This is a genomic window from Rossellomorea sp. LjRoot5 (assembly GCF_964253455.1).
Classification (GTDB): domain Bacteria; phylum Bacillota; class Bacilli; order Bacillales; family Bacillaceae_B; genus Rossellomorea.
Window position 1 is genome coordinate 120242 of sequence record NZ_CAXUQN020000001.1, and the last position, 19682, is coordinate 139923.

A 19682-nucleotide genomic window follows, 5' to 3' on the forward strand; every position below is an offset into this window, starting at 1 on the left:
AAGATTTTCCCCCTTTATCTTTCTCCCTTTGTTACGTGTAAAATTCGTGCGATGTTCCTTGTTTCATGGTAAAGCAGTTCTTCTGCCCGGCTGATGCTCTCAGCAAGAGTCATTGGGCCAATGGCAATGGAATGACAACTGGTAAAGTCTTCGTATAAATGTTGAAACCCTTCTCCTAAGCTCCCGGCAACAAGAGATACCGGCGTATGATGCTGTTTAGCAATGGATGCTACATAAGAAGGGAGTTTACCAAACAGTGTTTGATAATCGCTTTGTCCTTCACCGGTAAGAACCCAATCTGCCTTCCAAATCGCAGCTGAAAGATCGGAAGCTTCAGCCACCAGTTTAGCGCCTGATTGAATTTTGCCGTTTAAATGAAGGAAGGAAAAGCCGAGTCCTCCGGCAGCACCTGCACCATTTGTGTCCTTGAAATCGCTCCCATTTACTCCTTTAAGCAACTGACTGTAGTGAAGCAATTGCTGATCGAGCTCTTTCACCTGTCGTTTTGTGGCCCCTTTTTGAGGGCCAAATACAGATGAGGCGCCTTTCTCACCGCATAAAGGGTTTTCCACATCTGAAGCAATATGAAAGGTACAGTCGTTTACTAGAGGGTGAAGGGTACTCCAATCCACACTGGAGATGAGTCCTAAATCTCTTCCAAAGGACCCCAAAGTATGACCTTGTTCATCAAGGAAGGTAACACCGAGAGCTTGAAGCATTCCGAACCCGCCATCATTCGTCGAGCTCCCGCCAAGTGCAATAATGAAACTTCGAAAGCCTTCTTCCATGGCTGAAGCAATGACTTCCCCAATGCCATACGACGTAGTGTGGTAGGGATTCCGTTTTTCAATGGGCACCATTGGTAACCCTGAAATGGAAGCTATTTCAATAACAGCTGTCTTTTGATCTCCTAACACACCGTACTCTGTGGAAACTTTTTCTCCTAAGGGACCGGTTGCGATCGTTTTTACTTTTTTCCCTCCCGTTGCGTAAATTAAGGTCTCGAGCGTTCCTTCGCCACCATCGGCCATGGGGATGACGTTTGTTTGAAAGCTTGAGGATTCATCCTTAAAGGCTTTTTCCATAATAGTTCCGACCTCGAGTGAGCTTAAACTTCCTTTAAATGAATCGGGGGCAATAAGAATATTCATAGCGACTCCTTTTTCAGAAAATATAATCCATTTACTCATTTAATCAATTTTAGTAAGCGGTTACAATGTAAATTAACCTAAACATTTCTTTATAAATAGAAAAAAGATTGTGCATATGCACAATCATATTTCACGCCTCTTTATTCATCTCTTGAATAAGCAATATAAACCGAAGTAAGATGGCATCATCAAATTGCCGCGGGTTGAGACCTGTCAGTTCCTGGACACTTTCAAGTCTGTAGAGAAGTGTGTTGCGGTGGATATGTAATGAGATAGCCGTTTCTTTCATGTTTAATTGGCAGTCAAACAACCGCTGGAGGGTATATCGCAGGGAGGCACTCACATGAATGGTGCGCTCATGATATCGGTTCATGAATTCCTTCCGAATCTCAATGGGTATTTGCTTGATGAAATCCATAATACCCCAATCCTGAATATGAACATAGTCAGTGAACTGTGGGAAGCTCTCCTGTAATTCAAGACAGTTTTGTGCCTCCACATAAGATTTTCTATATCCTTTGACTCCTGAATAGCCATTGCCGACAGCCATCTTCACCTTGAAATGCTTCTCCTGTAGATGTTGATGCAAACGCTTGGCCAAGTGGCATGCTTCTTCCTTAGTGGGACAAATACTTGATGGGACACCGAGGACGCAGTGGGAGTCAGTGATAAAGGATTGAAACTGTACCTTTGGTAATTGAAGCTTCATTCTTCTTAAAATCTCTTCTTTGACCATTGATAAAGGGAGGTTGGTTGTAGAGTGAGTGGATATGTCATCAAACTGAATCAAAAAAACTTGAACATTCTGGCTTGTTTCAAGATGTAAGTAGTGATGAGCAAATGATTCATTTTTTCTTTCATCAAAATAATGGGGGTGAACTAAATCCAGTAACCAATTATCCATGAGTGTTTTTTTATGTTGCAATTGACTATGGAAATGGACCTGTTGAAGCATCACTTCCACTGTGACTTTTACGATTTTCACGAACTGTTCCAATTCCGAGGGAGACCCTGTTACGCCGACAACTCCAATCATTTCCCCGAGAAACTCAATAGGGAGGTTGATGCCTTCTTTAGAACCATGATACCTGTCTGAATCATGCTCAGAAATAATCAATGGTCTTTTTTGTTTGAGCACAAATAGAGCTCCTTCATGAACGTGATTCATCCGTGTAGCATCTGTTGTGGCAACAATGACACCCGACTCGTTCATGATATTGATATTGTAGTGTACGATGGTTTTTAATTTTGCGATGATTGGATAGGCTAATTCTTCTGTAATATGCATATGGAACACTCCGTTCATTTGACCTGCCTTCATTCTAGCATATGTTTTCTTTCTGCATAATTCGGGTAAAGAATACTATACAAAGGAGGTTACCTTCATGAAACGTTTAATGGGAAGACTGATCAAATGGGGACCTATTATTTACCCGATTTATAAGAAGTATCGGAATAAAAGAAGACATAAGAAATCGATGACATATTAAGAGGGCAGCCTGCATGGGCTGTTTTTTTATGTCTTTTAGCACAAATAAAAAACCCCTGGATTCCAGGGGTTTCAGTATTCTTTCTTAATGAGACGTTCTTCTCATTCCTCTTAGAATTAAGCTTAATAAGAAGACGAAGATGATCGCTCCCAATAATGCCGGGATGATAGCGATTCCTGCAAGGGACGGGCCGAAGCTTCCAAGAAGTTCCCCACCGATCCATGCACCGATAATACCTGCTATGATGTTTCCGATGATTCCACCTGGAACGTTTTTACCTAAAATTAGACCAGCTAGCCAACCGATGATTCCACCAACAATTAAATATAAGATAATACCCATCTTTTCTTACCTCCATGTAATGTTTTTATGTTGTTAAAAGTTATTTTCCCCTTTTTTCAAATGTCAAAACCTAATATGTTGTCACTTGAAAAATTTTCTGCAGAATATACATGACATACTTAACAGCAGGTAACTTATCCTGATATTTTTCATAGTCAACGGTGTAGGTCCCGTTTTTATTATTCCAAATTCGTTCGAAATAGTCGTCGACTTCGGTCATGGTTTTGCTGTCTGATGGGGCCGTCAGCTTCAGGTTTTCTTCCAGGTTATAATCATCCAGGTTTCGGGATGTATAATTACCCGATCCCCCGATCACGGTACTTTGCTTTTTCCCTTTTACATAAATGAATTTCGTATGATACTGCTCTTTGTTCGTGTTATACCATCTAATGGTGATATGTTCGTTCTCCAGTTTATAAAGCTCGGCTGCAATGGGAAGGTTCGGCAGTCCGATTTTTTCTTGTCCAAAGGCGTTCTGGTTCGGGTCCAGTACTAACCGGATGTCAACTTCACGTTCTGCCGCATCCTCAATTGCATCGATGATGTCCCGATCCGCAAGGTAGAACATGCCAATCCAGGCCTCGTCGCCTTTTTTGGCATCATCTAATGCCTTTACCACCCCTTTTTGAATTTCTCTTTCCGTCAGGATCTGTGCGTTGACAGATGTTTCACCTGGAGGTGAGGCTTTGACCGAATCGTTTACCTCTTCCTTTGTAGGGAAAGCATTCAAATTCCCACCTGAAAAATCCGCTACGGCTTTTTCAGCTTTGACCATGTCTTTGATGATGTCTCCTTTAACCTTAAAAGCGATATTCGAGTGAAATCCGCTGGCATCATGTGGGTTGGCGGATAGGATGAGTCCCGAGTCTTCCGAGATGACGACTTTTCGATGGTTGGCTTTCACGTTCAATAGTTTTAAATAGGATCTCATCGTGACCTTCGGGGCAGAAGGGGACATAGGGTTAGGCAGCCACCCGTAGCCATCCTGTCCGAACCATCCTAAAGCGGTCCTCCATACGCCGGAATAGATGAGGTTGGGATCCCGGAGGCGGTTCAAATCGGTAAAGACGACCTCAGCGCCAAGCTTTTCCAATGGTTCAATTTGTTTCGCTTGGTGTGACCCGTAAGTCGTGTTGACGACGTCACTGATAAAGACCACTTTCAGGTCGGGCTTCTTTTTCATTTGTTCTTCAATCTTCCTGGACAATGTTTCACTGATCTTCGGATAATCACGGTCACCCTTTGTATAGCCATTTACTAAGAATAAGTCCAAAATGAGAAAATCATCTGCTTCTTCAATGGTTTGATACACCTCATCAAAGATCGATTGATCATAAAGTTCTTTCCCATCCTTCTGATAAGTGAGGTCGTATAAGAATTCTACGTCACTCTCCGGTATGGTATAAGTATCGCTTGAGTATGAGATTCCTGGTGGTAAGGGCTTGATGCGGTTGTAAATCATCACCGCTGTCAGAATCAATATGATGGCTCCCCAGATCCACCATTTTTTCTTCTTATACCACTTTTTCTTTGTCTTCAAATGAATTCCCCTGTTCTACTGTTTTTTCTTACTATACCCCCAATGCCTCTGGGAGAATCCACATGATTTGAAGAAAATGGATTGTGAAAGTTTACATTCTGGGAAATAGTCTATTATATAAGGAGAATCTGGGAGGAGTGTGTGTATGTCAAATCTCAACATAAAAGCTTTTGTATTCGATGCCTATGGAACGTTATTCGATGTTCATTCCGTTATTGAAAAATGCAATGAACTTTTTCCTGAGAAAGGGGAGGAAATCAGTCAGGTTTGGCGGCAGAAACAATTGGAGTACAGCTTCCTGCGTCAGTTGATGGGAACGTATACAACCTTTTTCTCCATCACGAAGGATGCCCTTCATTACGCGTGTGTACAAGTCGGGGTCGATCTTACTGATGAAAAAGAGAAGGTGTTATTGGATGCCTATCTGGAATTAACTCATTATGAAGAAGTGGAAAGTGTACTGGGGGAATTATCATCTCATCAAACCGCGATTTTCTCCAATGGTTCCCTGGATATGCTTTCACCGCTGGTTGAGCAGTCGTCGTTTGGTCCCTTATTGGATGAAGTGTTGACAGTGGATGAGGTGAAGCAATTCAAACCAACTCCGATGGCTTATCAGCTTGTCCTGAAAAAGCTTGGAGTCAAAAGGGAGGAAGTCCTGTTTATGTCCTCTAATCCATGGGATATAGCAGGGGCCGCTAACTTTGGTTTCCATACGGCTTGGATCAATCGCCAGGATAAGGTGATGGATGAGCTGGGTGTGAAACCTGATTTTGTCTATCGTGATTTGAACGGAATACTTGAGCATAAGAGCTAGGAACAAGAGGCTGATCTTCTTACGTCGTGAAAGACATTAGAAGATCAGCTTTTTCTTTTATCGGCAGTTTCGGGGAACTTCAAAAATCTTCCCACTCCCTTTCCGTTTAAATTCATTGTATAGTACAGGTAGATCATTAGACTGATTTCCTTTCTTTTTTGAGAGGAATACGAATCCTAAATATAGAAGACTACTACATACTGATTGGGGAGGAAAATCATGACTGAAAAGCTGATTCCGGTATCCGGCGTAGAAGTGGATTCTAAAACAAAATGCAAGCATTATCGAACACCAAAGGATATCATCGCCATTAAATTCAAATGCTGTAACACCTATTACCCTTGCCACTCATGTCACGAAGAAGTGACAGATCATGATCCCATTCTCTGGTCTCCGGAAGAGTGGAATACGAAAGCGATTCTTTGCGGGGAATGCCATAATGAACTAACGATTTTACAATATATGAACTGCCAATCGGTCTGCCCGCATTGTCAGTCTTCCTTTAATCCTGGGTGTCGGAACCATTACCACCTTTATTTTGAAGGGTGAAGGACAGCGATGTTTCACGTGAAACGAAGGGAATGATGAAATGGAAAAGGCGACGTTTGCAGGAGGTTGTTTCTGGTGTATGGTGGAACCCTTTGAGAATCAGGAAGGAATCGAAGAGATCATCTCCGGCTATACTGGCGGGGATACGGCAGATCCAACCTATAAAGAAGTGACGTCAGGCGAAACCGGTCGTTATGAAGCAGTGCAGATACTATTTGATCCTGCCTTGTTTTCGTATGAGAAACTACTGGATCTTTACTGGCGACAAATTGACCCAACAGATCCCGAAGGACAATTCAAAAATCGGGGAAGCTCCTATCGGACAGCGATCTTTTATCACAATGAGAGTCAAAAAAAGGTTGCGGTGGACTCTAAAAAAGAATTGGAGAAGAGTGGAAGGTTTGCAGACCCCATTGTGACAGAAATCCTCCCCGCCAGGGAATTTTATCCTGCGGAAGACTATCATCAGGATTTCCACAAGAAAAACGCTTTCCGATATGCGCTTTACAAACGCAGCAGGGAAGATTTCCTGAAGAAATATTGGCCAAAGGATCGATCCTATTTAAAAGGGCAGCTAACAGAGATGCAATATTTCGTCACCCAGGAAGATGGGACGGAGCCACCATATGAAAACGAATTCTGGGAAAACAAAAGAGATGGAATATACGTGGATATCGTGTCAGGGGAACCCCTCTTCACGTCGAAAGATCAGTATGACAGTGGCTGTGGGTGGCCCAGCTTTACAAAGCCGGTCATGGACGCAAGCGTCAGCGAACGATACGATCTCTCCCATCTTTCCACCCGGAGGGAAGTCAGGAGCAGAGAAGCGGATTCCCATCTTGGCCATGTATTTTCGGATGGGCCGGGTCCCAAAGGACTTCGCTACTGCATCAACTCTGCAGCTTTACGGTTTATCCCTACAGAAAAACTTGAAGAAGAAGGATACGGTGATTTTCTGTTATTGTTTCCTGGTAAGTAAAGCCATGCCGGCCGCCACGGTTAGCCAAAGGACTTCAACCAATAGGAGGAAGAATCCTCCTTGCAAAAAAGAACAACCGGAAGCAGATGATGTCCCACTGTTTCCGGTTGTTGGTCTATGACAGGTTCCTACTTTTGTGGTCGGTTTTTCTTGGCATTTTCCTGCCCGGTTGTAAATTCGACTAATTCAGAACTTGTGCGATTTCCTCTTTTAGCATTCGTGTTGCTTTGAGCATTGCGGTTACCTTTTTTTGTGCGTCCCATTCAGAATCCCTCCCAAAATAGTCAAGCATCTATAGTGTAAGGAGTTACGCAGGAAATATTCTTCTGTATCATGCGACAAAATATGTCAGATACCTTGGTTTTTCAGTTTATTTCCCAGGCTATATTCGACAAATATCTCATTTTCTCTAGAGGTCCGTCCCTCCATCGTTTAATTCGAACCTTGTGAGGGGTTTCTTGGCAGGGCCTTCGATGACGTCTCCGTCAATGGAGAAGCGTGAGCCGTGACAAGGGCAGTCCCAGGTGTGGTCTCCGTGATTCCATTCGGTTTCGCAGCCGAGATGGGTACAGGTTGTGTCCACGACATGCAGTTCTCCGGATTCATCACGGAACCCTCCACATCGGCGTCCGTTCAAATTGACGACATCGCCTTCCCCTTTCTCAAGGTCCTCGGGCTTTTTAGATGGGATTTGCAGTTTTCCTTTAATGAGCTTGCCGGCTACATTGAGATTCTCCTTGAAAAAATGCTTGATACTTGGGTCAGCGACAAACCTCGAAGGTGAGTAGATGTCTGCATAAATGTGATGATTTCCTAAGATCTGGTCAGAAAGGATCTGGCCGGCAAGAGTACCGGAAGTCATGCCCCACTTATTAAAACCTGTTGCCACAAAAATCGAGGGATGCTTTTCCGTCAACTTTCCGATATAAGGCACTTTATCAAGGGTGATCAAGTCCTGTGCGGACCAGCGATACCTTATTTCCTCTACACCGACAACCTTTTCTGCAAATTCCTCTAGTGCCCTGTAGTGGTTCATCGTATCTTTTCCTTGCCCCGTTTTATGTTTATCCCCGCCGATCAGAATGAGTTTTGCCCCATTTTCATCCACTTCATAGCGGAGGGAACGAGTTGGATCTTCTGCGCTGATATACATGCCTCCCGGATAATCCTTGTTAGCTTTCACCCCGATGATGTACGAGCGTTCTGCATGCATTTTCGTGAAATAAAAGCCCATGCCATCATAAAAGGGGAAGTGGGAGCAGATGACGACGTATTCACTATCGAGATGATAACCGTCAGAGGTGACAACCTGAGTGCTGTCTCCTTCATTGATGGTCTTGGCAGGGGTTCCTTCATAGATTTGGCCGCCCAATCCAGTGTAAGAATCGATTAGGGCTTTAAGATATTTCAATGGATGGAATTGAGCCTGTTTTTTCATCACCACTGCCTTTTTGATATCCAGGTTGAGAGGGATATCTTCTTTGAGCCTACCTGCAATATCCAACTTCTGATACGCTTCATATTCCTTTTCAATCTTCTCTGCATATTGGTCCGATGTTGCATACACATACGCGTCTTCTTCTGAAAAATGACAGTCGACGTTTTCGTTATGAATGGTGTCCTTGATGAACTGGATAGCCTTGGTTTGGGACAGATAATATTTCCTTGCGAACTCTTCCCCGAAATGCTGGATGAGTTCATCATAAATCAACCCGTGCTGTGCGGAAATTTTGGCGGTTGTATGACCTGTCGTGCCGTTCAAGACGTGATCAGCTTCTATGAGGGCAACCTTCTTCCCGCCTTTTGCCAACAGGTAAGCAGTAGTGATCCCTGCCATCCCGCCTCCGACAACGGTCACGTCTACTTTAATATTTTGATCCAGCTTTTTAAATAGGGGGAGTTTAGTCGTTTCTCTCCAGTAGGGTTCCGGTGTGTTGAAAAATGCATTTTGTTGGTGTGTATCCATATGAACGCTCCTTTAACTTTCTATTCCTTACCATTCTCTCCCGAAATGAAGAAAAAATAAGTAAGAATGAAGAAAAAAAGAGACCGGCTCAGCCAGTCTCTTAATGGATCGCTTTTTATGAACTCTGCAGAATGCGATCATCTTTCTCTGCAGATTCAACGGTTTGTTTTAACAGCATGGAAATCGTAACAGGGCCCACTCCGCCTGGAACGGGTGTGATGGCACTGGCCTTTTCATAGCATGCTTCATAATCAATGTCCCCGACGTTCCCCTTGTTGTAGCCGGCATCAAGTACGACAGCACCTTCTTTTAACCATTCCCCTTGGATGAAGTTCGGTTTGCCGACAGCTGCCACGACAATATCTGCAGTAGCGAGAAGGTCAGGGAGATTTTCTGTATAGGAATGACATGTCGTCACGGTAGCGTTCCGGTTCAATAACATCATGGAAACGGGTTTGCCCAGGATCGGACTCCTTCCAACCACGACGGCATGTTTCCCCTCAAGGGAGACTTCGTAGTAATCAATGATGCCCATGATGGCCGCCGGAGTACAGGATGGATATTCACCAAACCCCAATGAATTTTGACCGAACCCGAGGCTCGTGACCCCATCCACATCCTTTTCAATGGAAATCGCTTCAAAGGCAGCACGTTCGTCGATATGATGGGGAACGGGGTGCTGTAAGAGAATCCCATGGACGGAAGAGTCATCATTCAACTCCCCGATCACGTCAAGCAGTTCTTCTGTAGTCGTTTCTTTAGGAAGATGAATGCGCCTCGATTCCATTCCGATCTTCGCACAGGCATTTCCCTTCATCTTGACGTACGTCGCAGAAGATGGATCATCTCCGACCAGCACCGTTGCAAGACACGGAGTGATTCCCTTCTCCTTTAGTGCAGCTACTCTTGATTTCAGGCTTTCCTTAATTTCAGATGCAACAAGTTTCCCGTCTAATACTAGTGGTTCCACTGCAATCCCTCCTGATTAGAGTAAAAAAAGACAAGGGTATCCCCTTGCCTTCTGCCCAGGCGAACGGCTTTGGCTCATGTTTTGTAAAATTCGCAGCTCCCTTGTGGTTAATTCCACATTTTCGCCAGTCACTGCTTTAATTATCTTCAAACTCATTGTAACACGAATATAAAATGTATTTCCAGTATTAATGTTCGTGTTTTTTATCGGAATACATCAAAAGACTGAGAGGGTGCTACATCTAATTTTCTATATGGTTCAACTCCGAATAGACGATTTTTTACCTTTGGAAATTCCATACACTGGGAGTAACAAGAGAAATGAAAGGGGTATGGAATATGTTTGAACATAAAGTCGTCATGATAACGGGTGCTTCCAAAGGACTGGGGAAGGCATTGGCCGTGAAGTTCGCTGAAGAAGGAGCGAAGGTGGCCATCTGTGCAAGAAACTCAGGTCCACTAAAGGAAGTGGAGGAAGAACTGAAAGTATTGGGAGCTGAAGTTGTGGCTTGTGAGGCCGATGTTTCGAGTGCACGGGATGTTGATCGCTTCGTGTCGGTAACGGAGGAAGTGTGGGGAAGCGTTGATGTTCTGATAAATAACGCTTCTGTGTTTGGACCGGGGCCGCGTCTGTTGGCGGATTATCCAGAGGCGGAGTTTATGGAGGTGCTCAGGATCAATACGTTAAACCCATTTTTAGTAACCAAACGGGTTCTTCCCGGAATGATCAGCAGAGGGACGGGGTCCATCATAAATATAACTTCAGAAGCGGGCCAAACAGGGTTCGGAGAATGGGGGGCGTACGGTATTTCAAAATTCGCGGTGGAAGGAATGACTCAAACGTGGGCTGACGAGCTGAATGGGACAGGTGTGCGAGTGAACATGGTGGATCCGGGTGAGATGGACACGGAAATGCACGACAAGGCTGTACCTGAATGTGATTATCCCCTTGCGAATCCACATGATCACCTTGATGTCTTTCTTTACCTCGCTTCTGAGGCTTCGACAAAGGAACACGGTAAGAGATTTGAAGCACAGGAGTTTCAAGGGAAAGCGAGGGAGGAGGCATGAATGAACATTCGAATTCATTTCACATCCCCTCCCGTTTGAACGCGACGACACCCATCGAGCTTCAAGGGTTTGAAAGGGATGACGTAAAGCTGATGGTGCTGGACCGTGAGAACGGCAAGTGTGAACATGCTGTATTTAAAAACCTGCCTGATTTTTTAAATGAGGGGGATGTGCTTGTTTTTAATAACAGCAGAACACTTCCCGCTTCACTCAAAGGGACACAGGGAAACCGGAATGTCCTCGTTCGCCTTTCCCGGAAAAAAGGTTGTAACACATGGGATGCCCTCATCCTTGGGGACTTTCATCAGGCGGGGGAACCAATTCACTTTCCAGGAGGTGTATCAGGGCGCATAAAGGGTCAAGGAAGTGAAAGCCCGCTTGTACAGCTGGAGTTCAACAAGGGTGGCAGTGAACTGATGGATTTTATTTTCAAATACGGTGAGCCCATCCGTTATGAATACATCCAGGAGCCTTGGCCCCTGGATTATTACCAGAATGTCTATGGATCGGTACCGGGGTCCGTTGAAATGGCCTCTGCCGGAAGAGCTTTTACATGGAGGCTATTACAAGCCTTAAAAGAAAAAGGAGTCGGCATTGTGTTCATCCAGCTCCACGCAGGCTTGAGTTACTATGGAAATGATCGCTGGCCGATGCCAGAGCACCATCCCGAAGACTATCAGGTTAGTTCAGGAGCGGTTAAAGAGATACTTCACGCTAAGGATCGGGGGAAGAGGGTCGTCGCAGTGGGTACGACGGTTGTACGGGCACTTGAGACGATCATGATTCAGTACGGGCAGCTGCAGCCGGCTGAAGGTGTCACCAATCTGTATATATCCGGCGATACACCCCTCCAAATCGTAGACGGCCTCATTACAGGGCTGCACGAACCGGAAGCGAGTCATTTGAATCTCTTAAAGGCGTTCATGTCAGAGGACAAATTGCGTCATGCCTATCAAACGGCACTGGCAAAAAACTATAAATGGCATGAATTCGGGGATATGAATATCATTTTGTAAGGAGAATGGATATGAGACTTCATCATATAGGGATGAATGTATTGAGCCTGGAGAGGTCGAAGGAATTCTATCAGACCCATTTTGGGTTTGAAGAAGAAATGATTTTTGAGTGGGGCAGTGAGAGCATCCTGTTTTTAAAAAAGGGGGATTGCCGATTCGAGCTCATAGAGGAATCTGGGAATGGTGAGGGCTCACCATGTGCATTCCTTCATATTGCATTGGAAGCAATGGACCTTGAAAAGGAAGTTGGATTCGTAAAGGAGAAGGGGTTGATGCCTGTGGAAGGCCCCCTTCTTCTTGAAAATGGATGGAAAGTGGCTTTTTTATTTGGTCCCGATGGAGAAATCATTGAAATGATTGAAGAGTAGAGGATGGTTTATTGTTTTTGAGAGAGTGAGCCATCCTGAATCCAGCCGTTTTGTCCGATAATCCAGCCGTTTTTCGTGAAAAACCAGCGGGAATAGCCATAAAACCAGCCGTTTTCGGCGAAAATCCAGCCAAAACCCCAAGAAATCCAGCCGATTAACAATAAATGTAAAAAATAAATGAACGCACGCGCAACAACTCCCCCCTACTAAATTATCCCCACCAAACCCATAGGCTTTATGAAATTTTTTTGTCTGTGATTCTGTGATACAGTTATCCGGGTAATAAATGAACTGACTATGGTGTAGGAAGGGATTTTCATGAATAAAGAAAAGAGTTTACGCTGGTCGTTTTTCTTTGTGGGACTGCTTGTACTGTCGTTTGGCATCAGCTTGACGATCAAGGGGAAAGACCTTGGAATCGGACCTTGGGATGTATTTCATTATGGGTTATTCAAGCAACTCGGTCTGACGATCGGGACGTGGTCCATCATTGTGGGCTTCATCATCCTGTTTGTGACAGGTATCGGGACCAGGTCATTTCCTAAAGCCGGTGCTTTTATCAATATGCTGTTAATTGGCATTTTCATAGATGTGTTTAATTTTGTACTGCCTGATCCTCATTCGCTTGTGGCTCAAACCATTGTATTTGCCATTGGGATCGTGGTGATCGGGTATGGAATCGGTCTGTACGTATCAGCGGACCTCGGAGCGGGGCCACGGGATAGTCTCATGCTGCTGGTCGTTGAGAAAACGGGTTGGAAAGTTCAATGGGTCCGGAATGGAATGGAAATCATCGTGTTCTTCTTCGGGTGGTTATTGGGTGGTCCTGTCGGGATCGGTACCGTGATCATCGCACTCGGACTCGGTTCCATCGTTGGATTTTCATTACCTCAAAGCAAAAAGCTGCTTCACTTTCTCATTGCAAGACAGATGGCAAAACGCGACAATCCTTTAGCAAGCTAAGGATTGTCTTTTTTTACATTCTAAAAGGTATTTCAAACGATCATCCAGAAGTATGAATAGAGTTCAGGTAAGCGGGATCTATTATGTGAGAAGGAATGGGTGGGAGTATGAAAGAGCTTGTAGACTATTGTTGTTTCTGTCAAAAGCCTCTCTATTGTTTGGACGGTTTCTTTAACGGTGTTCAAATCGGGGACGGAAAGTGCTGTTGTTTTGAATGTGAGGAACGGAGTCAAAAGGAGGAGACGTTACATGAGTCATGAGTATGCTGATAAACTGATTGCTCTATTGAACGATCATCAAAACAGTGAAAATCGGGAAGCCATGGAAGCTTATATGAGGAATCAATTTGAGTTCTTTGGCATCAGGAGTCCGGAACGCACTCTCTTGCTCCGTGATTTTGTGAAAGAAAACGATAAACCGGCCATTGAAGAATTGCCTGATATTGTCCGTTCTCTCTGGTCCCGGCCTCAGCGAGAATGTCAATACGCCGCTCTCGGCCTGATCGATAAACAATCAAGGTACTTAACAAAAGAGCATCTTCCCCTTTTGGAAGAAATGATCGTAACGAAATCCTGGTGGGATACGATTGATCATATTGCTTCCAATCATGTAGGGAAAATCTATCGTAAAGAAGAAGATGACACATACTTAGAGAAATGGATTCAATCGGATAATATGTGGTTGAACCGCATCGCCATACTCCATCAATTGAAATATAAGGACAAAACCGATGAGGCTCGCCTATTCAGATACATCAAAATGCACCATCAATCCAATGAATTTTTCATCCAGAAGGCCATCGGCTGGGCCTTAAGGGAGTATTCAAAAACGAATCCAGAAGCGGTGGAAAATTTCATTGCTTCAGAGGAGCTGGCTCCACTAAGCATACGAGAAGGATTGAAGCATGTGAATCGAAAAGCTAAGGTGGAGAAAACGGTAAAGTAGCAAGGGGTCCCGCAAAGAGATAAGGGGAAATTCCTATTTGTTTGTATTCACCCGGGCCCCAATCTAGTATAAAGTAAAGAAAGATAGATTCGAGAGGGGCATTGGGATATGAATTGGAATGATTGCATCGAGAGAACGAATACTCACTCCGTTAAATGGTCGTTTCCAAAAGGGGATGTGATCCCTATGTGTATAGCAGATATGGACTTCCAGGTTTCTTCTGCCATTGTGGAAGCACTGAACAAGAAGGCCCGGCACGGCATTTACGGCTATACGACATTTAGCGATCGATACTTTGAGTCCATTATGTCATGGTGGAAAAGACGATTCCAGATGGATATTAATAAAGAATGGATCAGCTTCAGTCCCGGGATCATTCCCGGAATCAATGTACTGCTGTCCGTGCTGACTGAGCCTGGAGACGGTGTCATCATTCAGGATCCGGTTTATTATCCTTTCTATAGCACGATTGAGAATCATGGCTGTTCGGTAGTGAAGAATACTTTGCTCTATAAAGATGGTATGTATTCCATCGATTTCGACGATCTGGAAGAGAAAGCGAGTCGCTCAAGAACCAAGATCCTTATCCTCTGCAGCCCGCATAACCCTGTGGGGCGGGTGTGGACGGCTGAAGAACTGAGGAAAATCGGTGATATTGCCAAACGTCATGATCTATGGATCATCTCCGACGAAATGCACGGAGACTTAGTGTACGAAGGAAATGAACATATTCCTCTCTTTAAAGGGGATGAGAGTCTGTTGGAGAGAAGTATTCTATGTGCAGCTCCAAGTAAAACGTTTAATATAGCGGGGCTGCAAACCTCCATCCTCCTTATTCCCAGTGAAGAAGTAAGGGAGAAGTATCAGGACAAGCTCACCGGCTTTGGATTGATGCGGCCGAATGTGTTTGGAATCGAAGGCACGATCGCGGCTTATGAGGAAGGGGAACCGTGGCTGAAAGAGCTCCTGATGGTGTTGGAAGAGAATAAACAGTATGTAGAGAACTATCTGGGGCAGCATCTGCCGGAGCTTAGAGCCATCCAGCCACAGGCCACACATCTGATCTGGATCGACTGTACCGGGTTGGACATGCAAGGGGAAGAGCTTTGCAGATTCTTCTTAGAAAAAGCCCGGGTCAAATTTGACGAAGGCTTCAAATTCGGAGAAAGCGGCCAATCCTTCGTCCGAATGAACATCGCCTGCCCCAAGGAACGTGTCGACCTGGCCCTGAGAAGAATGCACGAAGCCATACTCCAACACCGTCTCGAAGGCAAAATAGTTAAATAACGAACTTGGATGAACAGAAGTGACGGCTTTTGTTCATCTTTTATTTTTCGTCAAATAAAATCAACTAACTTCAACCATTAAGGGAACACTAACATTAACCCGAAAACTGAAGATAATTTTTGTCCATCACGAAAAAACATGTTAAACTAAAAAATAGAATAATCCTTAGAAAACACAAAGAACCAACTGATAAATATTGTATTTTTGGAGTGGACATTTGTTTTTAAAACGCTTACATAACAGGAGGACGAGTATATGACAAGCAAGACATTAGATCACTTTCTACAAGAGAACCTTGAAGATTTAAAATCACGCGGTTTGTATAATGAAATCGATCCATTGCAAGGAGCTAATGGACCGGTGATCACCATTAACGGGAAAAAGCTCGTGAACTTATCTTCAAATAACTATTTGGGACTTGCTACAGACGAACGCCTGAAAAAGGTTGCGATTGAAGCGGTGAAAGAATACGGTGTTGGAGCAGGAGCTGTCCGTACCATCAACGGTACGCTGGATCTTCATGTGAAGCTTGAGGAAAAGCTTGCGAAATTCAAAGGGACAGAGGCAGCGATCGCTTATCAATCAGGATTTAACTGTAATATGGCAGCCATCTCAGCTGTGATGGATAAGAATGATGCCATTCTTTCAGATGAACTGAACCATGCATCCATCATTGACGGGTGCCGTTTATCGAAAGCCAAGATCATCCGTTTTGGTCACTCCGATATGGAAGATCTTCGTGCGAAAGCGAAAGAAGCTAAGAATTCCGGTCAATACAATAAAATCATGATTATCACTGATGGAGTATTCTCAATGGACGGGGATGTATGTAAGCTCCCTGAAATCGTTGAAATCGCTGAGGAATTCGATATCATGACGTATGTAGACGATGCTCACGGTTCAGGTGTCCTTGGTAAAGGTGCCGGTACGGTCAAACATTTTGGCCTGTCTGATAAAGTGGACTTCCAAATGGGTACATTATCGAAAGCGATCGGTGTAGTCGGCGGATATGTGGCGGGAACACAAAACCTGATCGATTGGTTGAAGGTCCGTTCACGTCCATTCCTATTCTCCACATCTCTGACACCTGCAGATGTGACGGCTTGTACGGAAGCCCTTGATCTTATTATGAATTCAACGGAACTTCAGGATAAAATGTGGGAAAACAGCCGTTATTTGAAGGAAGAGCTGACGAAGCTTGGATTCGATATCGGAAACAGTGAGACACCTATCACGCCTGTGATCGTCGGTGAAGAACAGGCAACGCAGAACTTCAGTAAGCGTCTCTATGAAGAAGGGGTTTATGCAAAATCAATCGTTTTCCCAACTGTGCCAAGGGGAGCAGGACGTGTCAGAAACATGCCTTCCGCTGCACATACGAAGGAAATGCTTGATCAGGCGATAGCAGCATATGAGAAAGTCGGAAAAGAAATGGATATTATCTAATCAAACAGTACAAACCGTATAGGGCGCGACTTACATAGCCGTCCCTATATGTAATACGATATCACCAAAGGTAAATGCAGGAGGAAAGACGATGAAAAAGATTTTAGTAACGGGTGCTCTTGGACAAATTGGTTCTGAGCTCACCAATAAAATGCGTGAAGTATACGGTTCAGATAACGTTATCGCAACGGATATCCGTGAAACGGATAGTCCGGTTGTGAAAAATGGACCGTTTGAACAACTTGACGTCACCAATGGCGAGAAAATGTTTGATATTGCGAAAACACATAACGTGGATACGGTCATTCACCTGGCCGCGCTGTTATCCGCGACGGCAGAAGAGAAACCGCTTCTCGCTTGGAATCTGAACATGGGCGGACTTGTGAATGCCCTTGAGACGTCAAGAGAATTAGGATGCCAATTCTTCACACCGAGTTCCATCGGAGCATTCGGCCCATCTACACCAAAGGATTCCACACCACAGGATACAATCATGCGCCCAACGACCATGTACGGGGTGAACAAAGTATCAGGCGAGCTTCTTTCAGATTACTACTTCACGAAATTTGGAGTGGACACCAGAGGGTTGCGTTTCCCTGGGCTTGTTTCATATGAAACCCTCCCAGGCGGTGGAACGACGGACTATGCTGTAGAAATCTACTACGAGGCAATCAAGAATAATGAGTATACTTCCTATATTGGTGAAGGTACTTACATGGATATGATGTATATGCCGGATGCCCTCAATGCGATCATCGACCTGATGGAAGCGGACGGTTCAAAGCTTGAGCATCGCAATTCCTTCAATGTGTCAGCCATGAGCGTGGCGCCTGAAGACATCGCCGGAGCGATCCGCGTTCATCAGCCGGATTTCAAGCTGGATTATCACGTCGATCCCGTTCGCCAAAGCATTGCTGAGAGCTGGCCAAACGCCATCGATTCAAGTGCAGCCATGAAGGAATGGGGCTTTAAAGCGGAATACGATTTAGCGAAAATGACATCAGATATGCTGGATAAATTGAAAACGAAATAAGAGAAAGGATCCCTGTGAAACCGTTCATGGGGATCCTTTTTTCACTGTTCAAAATGTCTTAGGAAATACGACAAAAAGTGACAATATCTGATAGGTCCATGATATAATGAAAGAGAGAGTTCCCTTTTGTGGAAAAAAATGGTGAAAACGCTTCTCGATTATGCCCAACTTCAGTCCCGCCATCGTGTCTATATTTTCAAATGAATATTAATATCTGAAATTTCAGACCGAACGTGTTGACTTCGTCAATCGTACCCAAGTTATGCTGCGCATTCTCCCAATCAATTAAGGGACGATTACTTGGTTTGGTTTAATTAGGAGGGTGGTACATATGAACTATAAAGGTATGGGAGTCTATGTCCTCTTTTATAACACATCGATTGGTCCGTTATATATTTAATTTATTTTGAATAAAAAGTATGAGTGAGACGGGTGACTAAAATGATTGAGAAAATGAATCGTACGAAGATACATGCATTTCACAATTTAATCATGATCATGATGGCTCTATTCGTGTTTCAGATCCTCGCTATACTCATGCTTGATAAGCCTTGGAACATCATCGCTTCACTTCTTCTGGTGAGTGCAGCAGCAGCGGTTCTCCTCTTCCTGTTAAAGGAAGGAAATCAGTTTATGCTAAAGCACCAGAAATTATTAGAAGAAGAAAATCAGCTCTCGACCCTTCTTCATTCGCTACCCGATTTTGTCTGTTTCAAGGATGGGGAGGGGCGCTGGTTGAAGGTGAATCAGTTTGGACGTAAGCTGTATAATCTTGAGGACATTGATTATGTCGGCAAGACGGATAGGGAGCTGGGCAAGCTGGTTCCATTCTTTAAAGACGCCTTTGACTATTGCATCGATTCCGATGAGGAGTCATGGAAAGCAGAGCAAGTCACACGATGCGAGGAAGGGTTTTATCTTCCAAACGGAGAGTTCAAAACCTTTGACGTCATTAAAGTCCCATTATTCCATTCGAATCAGGAACGAAAGGGACTGGTCATCATCGGTAGGGATATTTCCCAACAGAAGATTGCAGAAGAAATGCTGTTAAGAAAAGAGAAGCTTTCCGTTGTGGGGGAACTTGCGGCAGGGATCGCACATGAAATCAGAAACCCCCTTACAAGCATCAAAGGCTTCATTCAACTGTTGGAAGAAAACGAGCATGTATCCGGCCACTACCTTAAAGTCATGTCTTCTGAAATGGACAGGATCAATCAAATCGTTGGGGAGCTCCTCATTTTATCCAAGCCTCAAATGAGGGAATATCAACCTTTTGATATGAGTGACGTCCTGAGGTATGTGGTCAAGGTCATGGGGCATGAAGCCCTTCTTAAAGGCATCACATTGAATATACAACTACCATCATCCCCGATTCATGTGTTCGGGGATAAGAATCAATGCATACAAGTCTTTATCAATATTATTAAAAATGCCATAGAGTCGATGGTTGAAGGGGAAATCGATGTCGACTGGAAAATAAGGAACGAGTCCATTCATATCATCATCGAGGATGAGGGGACAGGTATCCCTCCAGATCGATTGAAACGACTGGGAGAGCCGTTTTTCACACTGAAGGAAAAGGGCATGGGACTCGGGCTTACCATCAGTCAAAAAATTATCGAAGACCATAAAGGATCCCTTCAGATTGATTCTGAGGTGAATAAGGGAACGAAAGTGGAAGTGACGTTTCCGGTGGTTCAAAATAGTTAACAGATGTACCTATCAAAAAAACCAGGTTCGGATCCGAACC

19 protein-coding genes and 1 riboswitch are annotated in these 19682 nt (G+C 44.2%); of the genes, 12 read left to right on the forward strand and 7 right to left on the reverse strand.

From position 1 onward, the window contains the following. Positions 1–14: 14 nt before the first annotated feature. From ACSQ2E_RS00635 to ACSQ2E_RS00650, 4 genes are all read right to left on the reverse strand, one after another. Positions 15–1151: a glycerate kinase family protein gene (locus ACSQ2E_RS00635; protein WP_435988895.1), complete on the reverse strand. Its 1137-nt coding sequence runs from the start codon at positions 1149–1151 to the stop codon at positions 15–17. 130 nt (positions 1152–1281) lie between these two features. Beyond that, on the reverse strand, positions 1282–2439 hold the full coding sequence (locus ACSQ2E_RS00640) for a CdaR family transcriptional regulator (RefSeq protein WP_435988896.1): 1158 nt from the start codon (positions 2437–2439) through the stop codon (positions 1282–1284). 286 nt (positions 2440–2725) lie between these two features. Continuing rightward, the gene (locus tag ACSQ2E_RS00645; RefSeq protein WP_060674001.1) at positions 2726–2983 is read right to left on the reverse strand and encodes a GlsB/YeaQ/YmgE family stress response membrane protein; all 258 of its coding nucleotides are present in this window, start codon (positions 2981–2983) and stop codon (positions 2726–2728) included. A gap of 70 nt (positions 2984–3053) precedes the next feature. Further along, positions 3054–4523, reverse strand: a complete 1470-nt coding sequence (locus ACSQ2E_RS00650; RefSeq protein ID WP_435988897.1) for a phospholipase D family protein — start codon at positions 4521–4523, stop codon at positions 3054–3056. 145 nt (positions 4524–4668) lie between these two features. Here ACSQ2E_RS00650 and ACSQ2E_RS00655 point away from each other — a divergent pair, with 145 nt between their 5' ends. The 3 genes from ACSQ2E_RS00655 (at position 4669) to msrB (ending at position 6868) form a co-directional block, all read left to right on the forward strand. Continuing rightward, positions 4669–5340: a haloacid dehalogenase type II gene (locus ACSQ2E_RS00655; RefSeq protein ID WP_435988898.1), complete on the forward strand. Its 672-nt coding sequence runs from the start codon at positions 4669–4671 to the stop codon at positions 5338–5340. 219 nt (positions 5341–5559) lie between these two features. Beyond that, positions 5560–5889 (forward strand): CHY zinc finger protein, encoded by a 330-nt coding sequence (locus ACSQ2E_RS00660; RefSeq protein WP_435988899.1) that lies wholly within the window; start codon positions 5560–5562, stop codon positions 5887–5889. A gap of 40 nt (positions 5890–5929) precedes the next feature. Next, positions 5930–6868 (forward strand): peptide-methionine (R)-S-oxide reductase MsrB, encoded by a 939-nt coding sequence (gene msrB, locus ACSQ2E_RS00665; RefSeq protein WP_435988900.1) that lies wholly within the window; start codon positions 5930–5932, stop codon positions 6866–6868. Positions 6869–6996: 128 nt separating this feature from the next. Here msrB and ACSQ2E_RS00670 read toward each other — a convergent pair whose 3' ends face one another. The 3 genes from ACSQ2E_RS00670 to ACSQ2E_RS00680 form a co-directional block, all read right to left on the reverse strand. Continuing rightward, on the reverse strand, positions 6997–7131 hold the full coding sequence (locus tag ACSQ2E_RS00670) for a hypothetical protein (RefSeq protein WP_435988901.1): 135 nt from the start codon (positions 7129–7131) through the stop codon (positions 6997–6999). A gap of 146 nt (positions 7132–7277) precedes the next feature. Beyond that, positions 7278–8834, reverse strand: a complete 1557-nt coding sequence (locus ACSQ2E_RS00675; RefSeq protein WP_435988902.1) for an FAD-dependent oxidoreductase — start codon at positions 8832–8834, stop codon at positions 7278–7280. A gap of 115 nt (positions 8835–8949) precedes the next feature. Then, positions 8950–9804: a bifunctional 5,10-methylenetetrahydrofolate dehydrogenase/5,10-methenyltetrahydrofolate cyclohydrolase gene (locus ACSQ2E_RS00680; protein WP_435988903.1), complete on the reverse strand. Its 855-nt coding sequence runs from the start codon at positions 9802–9804 to the stop codon at positions 8950–8952. Positions 9805–9850: 46 nt separating this feature from the next. Continuing rightward, a riboswitch (ZMP/ZTP riboswitch) is annotated at positions 9851–9946 on the reverse strand. 196 nt (positions 9947–10142) lie between these two features. Here ACSQ2E_RS00680 and ACSQ2E_RS00685 point away from each other — a divergent pair. The 9 genes from ACSQ2E_RS00685 (at position 10143) to ACSQ2E_RS00725 (ending at position 19642) form a co-directional block, all read left to right on the forward strand. Beyond that, the gene (locus tag ACSQ2E_RS00685; protein ID WP_435988904.1) at positions 10143–10874 is read left to right on the forward strand and encodes an SDR family NAD(P)-dependent oxidoreductase; all 732 of its coding nucleotides are present in this window, start codon (positions 10143–10145) and stop codon (positions 10872–10874) included. Continuing rightward, positions 10871–11890, forward strand: coding sequence for an S-adenosylmethionine:tRNA ribosyltransferase-isomerase (locus tag ACSQ2E_RS00690; RefSeq protein ID WP_435988905.1), 1020 nt, complete (start codon positions 10871–10873; stop codon positions 11888–11890). The genes ACSQ2E_RS00685 and ACSQ2E_RS00690 overlap by 4 nt, the downstream gene beginning before the upstream one ends. Before the next feature lie 11 nt (positions 11891–11901). Continuing rightward, entirely contained in the window at positions 11902–12258 is a 357-nt protein-coding gene (locus ACSQ2E_RS00695) for a VOC family protein (protein WP_435988906.1), read from the forward strand. 318 nt (positions 12259–12576) lie between these two features. Continuing rightward, complete coding sequence (locus ACSQ2E_RS00700) at positions 12577–13221, forward strand: YczE/YyaS/YitT family protein (protein WP_435988907.1); 645 nt, start codon at positions 12577–12579, stop codon at positions 13219–13221. A 249-nt stretch (positions 13222–13470) separates the two neighbouring features. Then, complete coding sequence (locus tag ACSQ2E_RS00705; protein WP_435988908.1) at positions 13471–14166, forward strand: DNA alkylation repair protein; 696 nt, start codon at positions 13471–13473, stop codon at positions 14164–14166. Between the two features lie 108 nt (positions 14167–14274). Continuing rightward, a complete protein-coding gene (locus ACSQ2E_RS00710; protein ID WP_435988909.1) occupies positions 14275–15453 on the forward strand; it encodes a MalY/PatB family protein in 1179 nt (392 codons plus the stop codon). A gap of 255 nt (positions 15454–15708) precedes the next feature. Next, positions 15709–16899, forward strand: coding sequence for a glycine C-acetyltransferase (locus ACSQ2E_RS00715; RefSeq protein ID WP_435988910.1), 1191 nt, complete (start codon positions 15709–15711; stop codon positions 16897–16899). A gap of 91 nt (positions 16900–16990) precedes the next feature. Continuing rightward, on the forward strand, positions 16991–17932 hold the full coding sequence (locus ACSQ2E_RS00720; protein WP_435988911.1) for an L-threonine 3-dehydrogenase: 942 nt from the start codon (positions 16991–16993) through the stop codon (positions 17930–17932). A 441-nt stretch (positions 17933–18373) separates the two neighbouring features. After that, positions 18374–19642, forward strand: coding sequence for an ATP-binding protein (locus ACSQ2E_RS00725; protein WP_435988912.1), 1269 nt, complete (start codon positions 18374–18376; stop codon positions 19640–19642). Positions 19643–19682: the final 40 nt, after the last annotated feature.